Raw genomic sequence first — 7,193 nt, 5'->3', positions numbered from 1 at the left:
GCGCAGCGCCCTGCCCTTCTCTTCGTCAAAAATACTCCGGGGAGCGTGAGGGGCTGGCCCCTCACCGGCCTGTCCCTCTCCACCGGCACCAGCGTCCGTCGGAGACGTCATGGCCCCAGACGCACCGAGGCCCCCGCACCAGCGGGGGCCGAGATACACAGTGCGCCGCAGGCGCGCCGCCAGATCAGGCTGCGTTGGCGGCGCTGCGCGGCTTGCCGGCATTGGCGTCGATGAACTCGAGCACCAGCGGGCGGATGTTGTTGCGCCAGCTCTTGCCGGCGAAGATGCCGTAATGGCCCGCGCCCGGCTCGAGATGCGCCGCCTTCTTCGCATCCGACAGCCCGGTGCAGAGATCCAGCGCCGCAACGCATTGGCCCGGGGCCGAGATGTCGTCATTGGCGCCCTCGACGGTCTTCACCGCCACATCGGTGATCTTGCCGATATCGACCTGCTTGCCGTCGACCATGAACCGGTTCTCGGCGATCTCTCCGTTCTTGAAGATCCGCTCCACCGTCGAGAGGTAGAACTCCGCCGGCATGTCCATCACCGCGAGATACTCGTCGTAGAAGCGGTTGTGGGCGTCGTGATCGGACGCCTCGCCGCGGGTCACCCGCAGGATCTGGTCGTTGAACGCCTTGGAGTGCCGCTCGGCGTTCATCGCCATGAACGAGGTCAGCTGAAGCAGGCCGGGATAGACCAGACGGCCTACGCCCTTGTACTTGAAGCCCACGCGCTGAATCATCGATTCCTCGAGCTGGCCCATGGTCACGCGGTGGCCGAAATCGGTCACCTCGGTGGGGGTCGCGTTGGGATCGATCGGGCCGCCGATCAGGGTCAGCGTGCGCGGCTGCGCCTTGGGATCGAGCTCGGCCAGGTACGCGGTTGCGGCCAGCGTCAGCGGCGCCGGCTGGCAGACCGCGATGACGTTGGTTTCGGGGCCCATGTGGCGCATGAACTCCATCAGGTAGAGCGTGTAGTCCTCGATATCGAACTTGCCGCAGCTCACCGGGATATCTCGGGCGTTCTTCCAGTCGGTGACATAGACTTCGGCGTCCGGGATCAGCGAGATCACCGTCGAGCGCAGCAGCGTCGCGTAGTGGCCCGACATCGGCGCCACCAGCAGGATCTTGCGCGCCTTCTCCTCGCGGCCCAGCACGTTGAAATGAATGAGGTTGCCGAAGGGCTTCTCGAGCACCGTCTCCTTCTGCACGAGGTGATCCTTGCCGTCGTTGCAGGTGATGGTGCGGATACCCCAGCTTGGCTTGACCACCATGCGCTCGTAGCTGCGCTCGGCCACTTCGCCCCAGGCCGCCATCCAGGTCAGGGCCGGGTTCGGCATCGCCGCGAAGGCCGGGTAGGATGCCATCGCCTTGGCGGTGGCACCGAGCCATTGATTAGTGTTGCGAAGGGATTCCATCAGGTCGTAGGTCGCCATGAATCGCATGAACGAAGTCTCCTGTCTCGTGACACGCCCAAGCGTTCAGAGCCCCGGCTGCCCCCTCCTTTGCAGCCCGGACCGCTTCGACGTCAAATGAATTCGCCGCTTTGCCATCGGCTGCAGCGCCGTTATCGTTCTGGATAAGGAAGATAGGGGGGATTCGAGCACATGACAACAAAAGCCACGGTGATCAGCCCTGAACGCGAGAAACTCGACACCAATCTCGTGAAGATCGAGGAACTGTCGCAGCGCCTGATCGAGGCGCTGGCACAGCGCAAGCCGATCAACCCGGCCCTGCACGGCCCCGAGCCGCTGCTCTACGCGCAGGCGATGCAGGCATACTGGCAGGACTGGATGAACAACCCGGCCAAGGTGTTCGAACAACAGGTCGGCTACTGGGGCAAGTCCCTGAGCCACTTTGTCGAAGCCCAGAAGGCGCTGAGCGAGGGCCGCCTCGCCCCGCCCGAGGATACCGGCCCCTCCGACAAGCGCTTCAAGAACCCGCTCTGGGACAGCCACCCCTATTTCAACTTCATCAAGCAGCAGTACCTGATCAACGCCGACGCGATCCGCAACGCGGTCGACGAGATCGAGGAGATGGATCCGCAGGAAAAGCGCCGGCTGCGCTATTTCGCCCAGCAGATCACCGACATGATGGCGCCGACCAATTTCTTCGCCACCAACCCCGACGCGCTCCAGAAGGCGGTGGAAACCGAGGGCGACAGCCTCGTCAAGGGGCTCGAGAACCTGGTCGCGGATCTCGAGGCCAACAATGGCGAGCTGGTGGTGCGGCTGGTCGACGAGGAGGCCTTCGAGGTCGGCGGCAACATCGCCACTGCCGAGGGCAAGGTGGTCTGGCGCAACCGGATGATGGAGCTGATCCAGTATTCCCCCACCACCGATCAGGTGCGTGAGACCCCGCTGGTGATCTTCCCGCCGTGGATCAACAAGTTCTACATCCTCGACCTCAAGCCGCAGAACAGCCTGATCCGCTACATCGTCGATCAGGGCTACACGCTGTTCGTGGTGAGCTGGGTCAATGCCGACGAAAGCTACCGCGATGTCGGGCTCGAGGATTACATCGAGGACGGCTACCTCACCGCGATGCGCGTGGTGCGCGAGATCTGCGGCGTCGACCGGCTCAACGTGGTGGGCTACTGCATCGCCGGCACCACTCTGGCGCTCACGCTGTCGCTGCTGAAGAAGCGCGGCGACAAGCAGATCAAGTCTGCCACCTTCTTCACTGCCCTCACCGATTTCAGCGATCAGGGCGAGTTCGTTCCGTTCCTGCAGAACGATTTCGTCGACGGCATCGAGAAGGAGATCGAGGCCAGCGGCATCCTCAAGAGCTTCATCATGTCGCGCACCTTCTCGTTCCTGCGCTCGACCGACTTGATCTACACGCCCGCGATCCGTTCCTACATGATGGGCGAGACGCCACCGGCCTTCGACCTGCTCTACTGGAACGGCGACGGCGCGAACCTGCCGGGGCGGATGACGATGCAGTACCTGCGCGGGCTTTGCCAGCGCAACGAGTTCGCCGAAGGCCGGTTCGAGCTGATGGGCGAGACGCTCGACGTTCGGGACGTCGACGTGCCGTTGATGTCGGTCACGGCAGAGACCGATCATATCGCCGCCTGGAAGGACTGTTACCGGGGCGTGCAGAAGATGGGCTCGCGCTCGAAGACCTTCGTGCTCTCGGAGTCGGGCCATATCGCCGGCATCGTGAACCCGCCCAGCAAGAAGAAATACGGCCACTACCTGAACCCCGACCTCAAGCTCTCGGCCCCCGAATGGCGCGAGAGCGCCGATTATCACGAGGGCAGCTGGTGGCCGGTCTGGGATGCATGGCTGCGCAAGCGCTCGGGCAAGATGGTCCCCGCGCGCGCGGTCGGCGATTCGGAGCATCCGCCGCTCTGCGACGCGCCCGGTACATATGTACAGGTCAAAGCCAACCAGTAAGTGCGCACAACTGCTGGGTTATGCTGCATTGCAGAAATTACCCTTGAAATGCTGCACCGCAGCATGCATATTGGGGTCAGCCGATGAATGCGGGGGGTGGGCCCCCGAGGCAGACAGACAGGAATTTTTGAAATGGCCGCCAAGACGCAAGACTACACCGCCATGATGAAAGACATGATGGGCGCCTTCCCCGTGGACACCAAAGCCATGGACGAAGCGTTCAAGACCACCGCGACGCTGAACGAGAAGCTCTCGGCCGTGGCTCTGGAAGCCGCCGAGAAGTCGACCGAGATCTCCGCCAAGTGGACCAAGGACACGCTGACCAAGCTGGCCGACATGTCCAAGGTGAAGAAAGAGCCGGCGGACTACGCCAAGGCGATGACCGATTTCGCGTCCGCCCAGGCCGAGGTTGCTGCCGAGAACATGGCCGCCTACGCCGAGATCGCGAAGAAGGTCCAGATGGACACCGTGGAACTGATGATGGCTGCCGGCAAGGACTTCTCTGAAGACGCCACCGCCGCCATGAAGAAGGCCACCGACGACATGACCGCGGCTGCCCAGAAGGCAACCTCGAAGTAATCGAACATCCGGCCCTTTCGGGGGCCGGGCCGGAATTGCGCCCCTCTCCTCCCAAACCGGCGCAATGACGTGGGGCGGGTTCCTTTCGGAACCCGCCCTTTTTTACGTTTTTCTTCAGGAAATTGACTGATTTCGGGGTCGGCAAGGCCTCGCCCAAGGCGCGAATTTTCTCCCTAAACGGCCTCAGAACCCTTGCAATGCTGCAGCGCAGCAACGATGTTGTCTAAGCGTAAGCCAAGGCGGATTCTCCGCCAGATCACCCTGCCAAGGAGGAGAGACACAATGGCCGCGACGCAAGATTTCACTGCCGCAATGAAAGACATGATGGGCGCCTTCCCGATGGATATGGCCGCCTTCGAAGACGCCTGGAAGAACTCTGCCGGGATCAGTGAGAAGGCCTCGGCGATCGCGCTCGACGCCGCCGGCAAGACCACCGACATTTCGGTCGGCTGGACGATGGAGACCCTCACCCGCATCGGTGACCTCGCCAAGGCCAAGCCGGCTCCGGCCGATTACGCCCAGGCGATGTCCGAGTTCGCTTCGGCACAGATGCAAAGCCTCAACCAGCACATGACCGCTTACGGCGATGTCGCCAAGTCGGCTCAGAGCGATGCACTGGCCCTGATGATGTCGGTGGGCAAGGATGTGGCGGACGACGTGACCGCCACCACGGCCACCACCGCCAAGGCCACCGAGAAGGCCGCGACCAAGACCGCCTCCGCCGCCACCACCACCGCGAAGCGCAGCACGACCGCCGCGAAGCGCACGACGACGGCAGCCAAGAAGACGGCAACCACCGCGACGAAAGCCGCGACCACTGCCGCCGCGCCCGCCCCGACGCCCGCTCCGGCGAAGAAGGCTGCCGAGGAGACCCCGGCCGCCAAGCCCGCGGCATCCGAGGCGCCCAAGGCATCGCCGGCTTCGGACGAGACCAAGAGCTGATCCGTCTCCGGATCCTTAGACCTGAAAACGCGACCGACCCGGTCGCGTTTTTTTGTTGCGCTGCCCTTTGAAGGCCCCCCAAACGAAAAGCGCGGCCCCGAAGGGCCGCGCAGATCCGGTCATGAGCGCAGGGGCGCTCAGTTGACGATGGTCGCCTCGGTAGCGGCGCGAAGCTCGTCCTCGGTCACGCCCTCGGCCAGTTCGACAATCTTCAGGCCGCCCTCGACCACGTCGAGCACACCGAAATTGGTGATGATGCGATCGACCACGCCGGTGCCGGTGAGCGGCAGGGTGCACGCCTTCAGCAGCTTGCTGTCGCCATGCTTGTTGGTGTGGTCCATCACGACGATGACGCGGCCGACACCGGCCACGAGGTCCATCGCGCCGCCCATGCCCTTGACCAGCTTGCCCGGGATCATCCAGTTCGCCAGATCGCCGTTCTCGGCCACTTCCATTGCGCCGAGGATCGCGGCGGCGATCTTGCCGCCGCGGATCATGCCGAAGCTCATGGCGCTGTCGAAATAGGCGGTCTTGGGCAGCTCGGTGATGGTCTGCTTGCCGGCGTTGATCAGGTCGGGATCCTCTTCGCCCTCATAGGGGAAGGGGCCCATGCCCAGCATGCCGTTCTCGGACTGCAGCGTGATCTCCTTGTCGCCCACGTAGTTGGCCACGAGGGTCGGGATGCCGATCCCGAGGTTCACATACATGCCGTCTTCGAGTTCCTCTGCCGCGCGTGCGGCCATCTGATTACGATCCCAGGGCATTATGCGTCCTCCCGGCTGCGCGTGGTGACTTTCTCGATGCGCTTCTCGTGCTCGCCCTTGATGATGCGGTGCACGAAGATGCCCGGAAGGTGGATGTGATCCGGGTCAAGCTCGCCCGGCTCGACGATCTCCTCGACCTCCATCACGCAGATCTTGCCGCACATTGCCGCCGGCGGGTTGAAGTTGCGCGCGGTCTTGCGGAACACGCAGTTGCCCGACGTGTCGGCCTTCCACGCCTTGACGATCGACAGCTCGGCAAAGATGCCTTCCTCGAGGATGTAGTCCTCGCCGCCGAATTGCTTCACTTCCTTGCCCTCGGCGATCTGGGTGCCGACGCCGGTCTTGGTGTAGAAGCCGGGGATGCCGCAGCCACCGGCGCGCATGCGCTCGGCCAGCGTGCCCTGCGGGTTGAATTCCAGCTCGAGCTCGCCCGACAGGTACTGGCGCATGAACTCGGCGTTCTCGCCCACGTAGGACGACATCATCTTCTTGATCTGCTTGGTGTCGAGCAGCTTGCCGAGGCCAAACCCGTCAACGCCGCAATTGTTCGAGGCGATGGTCAGATCCTTCACGCCGCTCTCGACGATGGCGTCGATCAGAAGCTCGGGAATGCCGCAGAGACCAAACCCTCCGGCCGCGATCAGCATGTCGTCTCGCAGCAGACCGTCGAGGGCCTCCGCTGCGGAGCCATAGACTTTCTTCATGGAATTCTCCCCTCCTGAAGCTGTTCGCACGGGTTTTGCCGCGCTGCAGAGCCAGAGTCAACGAAGGCGGTCCCGGATAGAACCGCCTTCAGCGCTAACACGAAACGGACACGGCTCAGATCACCCGCACCTGAGTTCCGATCGGGCAGATTTCGAACAGCTCGGCGATCTTCTCGTTGTAGAGCCCGATACAGCCATCCGAGGAGCGCCGCCCGATCTTGCGGGTGTCGTGGGTGCCGTGGATGATATAGGCCGGCCAGCTCAAGTACATCGCGTGGGTTCCCAAAGGGTTGTCCGGCCCCGGGCCAATCGGTTCCCAGTCGGGGAAGCGCTCGAGCTGCGAGGCGGTGGGGGTCCAGCTCGGGCCCACCTTCTTGCGCACGATCTCGGTATAGCCGCGCTTGGTCAGCTCGTCGGTCTTGGGCACCGAGGTCGGGTAGACGCGGTAATCGCTGCCGTCGGCGTTCCAGTAGTGCAGCGCGCGCGAGGTCGTGTCGGCCACGATGCTCGAGACGCCCAGCGTCTCGAAATGGTCGCGCCAGTCCTGCATGACAAAGCTGGAGATGTTGTTGCGGATGACCGCCTGAGCGCGGGCTTGGGCCGGCACCAGCGGCAGCGCCAGTGTGGCACCGGCGGCGCCGAGCAGCGCACGGCGGGTGAAGGTCGTGTCGGTCATGACATGGCTCTCGCTAGATGTGACGGAACTGCCCCGGACTCTGGGTCACAGGCAGACACATTTCCAATCACATATACTTGCGGGCGCGGCATGGAACCGCGCGGCCGCGCGCAACAGGCCGGTTTCCG

General features: G+C 63.6%; 7 protein-coding genes. 3 read left to right on the top strand and 4 right to left on the bottom strand.

What is annotated here, in order from left to right; translation table 11 throughout:
* Window positions 1-184: 184 nt before the first annotated feature.
* The gene (phaZ, locus tag R2601_RS10025; RefSeq protein WP_007797437.1) at window positions 185-1,444 is read right to left on the bottom strand and encodes a polyhydroxyalkanoate depolymerase; all 1,260 of its coding nucleotides are present in this window, start codon (window positions 1,442-1,444) and stop codon (window positions 185-187) included.
* A gap of 162 nt (window positions 1,445-1,606) precedes the next feature.
* On the opposite strand from phaZ, the gene R2601_RS10020 reads away from it, so the two are divergent.
* The 3 genes from R2601_RS10020 (at window position 1,607) to R2601_RS26960 (ending at window position 4,921) form a co-directional block, all read left to right on the top strand.
* Window positions 1,607-3,400 carry a PHA/PHB synthase family protein gene (locus tag R2601_RS10020; RefSeq protein WP_007797433.1) on the top strand — a complete coding sequence of 598 codons (1,794 nt, stop codon included), beginning with the start codon at window positions 1,607-1,609 and terminating at the stop codon, window positions 3,398-3,400.
* Window positions 3,401-3,532: 132 nt separating this feature from the next.
* Window positions 3,533-3,979, top strand: coding sequence for a phasin, PhaP (locus R2601_RS10015; protein ID WP_007797431.1), 447 nt, complete (start codon window positions 3,533-3,535; stop codon window positions 3,977-3,979).
* A 282-nt stretch (window positions 3,980-4,261) separates the two neighbouring features.
* Window positions 4,262-4,921, top strand: a complete 660-nt coding sequence (locus R2601_RS26960; protein ID WP_007797426.1) for a hypothetical protein — start codon at window positions 4,262-4,264, stop codon at window positions 4,919-4,921.
* Window positions 4,922-5,058: 137 nt separating this feature from the next.
* Here the strand turns inward: R2601_RS26960 and R2601_RS10005 are convergent, their stop codons facing one another.
* The 3 genes from R2601_RS10005 to R2601_RS09995 form a co-directional block, all read right to left on the bottom strand.
* Window positions 5,059-5,685, bottom strand: coding sequence for a CoA transferase subunit B (locus R2601_RS10005; RefSeq protein ID WP_040544571.1), 627 nt, complete (start codon window positions 5,683-5,685; stop codon window positions 5,059-5,061).
* Entirely contained in the window at window positions 5,685-6,389 is a 705-nt protein-coding gene (locus tag R2601_RS10000; RefSeq protein WP_007797421.1) for a CoA transferase subunit A, read from the bottom strand. The genes R2601_RS10005 and R2601_RS10000 overlap by 1 nt, the downstream gene beginning before the upstream one ends.
* Before the next feature lie 115 nt (window positions 6,390-6,504).
* Window positions 6,505-7,065 carry a L,D-transpeptidase gene (locus R2601_RS09995; protein WP_007797418.1) on the bottom strand — a complete coding sequence of 187 codons (561 nt, stop codon included), beginning with the start codon at window positions 7,063-7,065 and terminating at the stop codon, window positions 6,505-6,507.
* Between the last annotated feature and the right edge of the window lie 128 nt (window positions 7,066-7,193).

This window comes from Salipiger bermudensis HTCC2601, from assembly GCF_000153725.1.
Lineage (GTDB): Bacteria > Pseudomonadota > Alphaproteobacteria > Rhodobacterales > Rhodobacteraceae > Salipiger > Salipiger bermudensis.
This window is presented reverse-complemented; position numbering and strand designations above follow the sequence as displayed.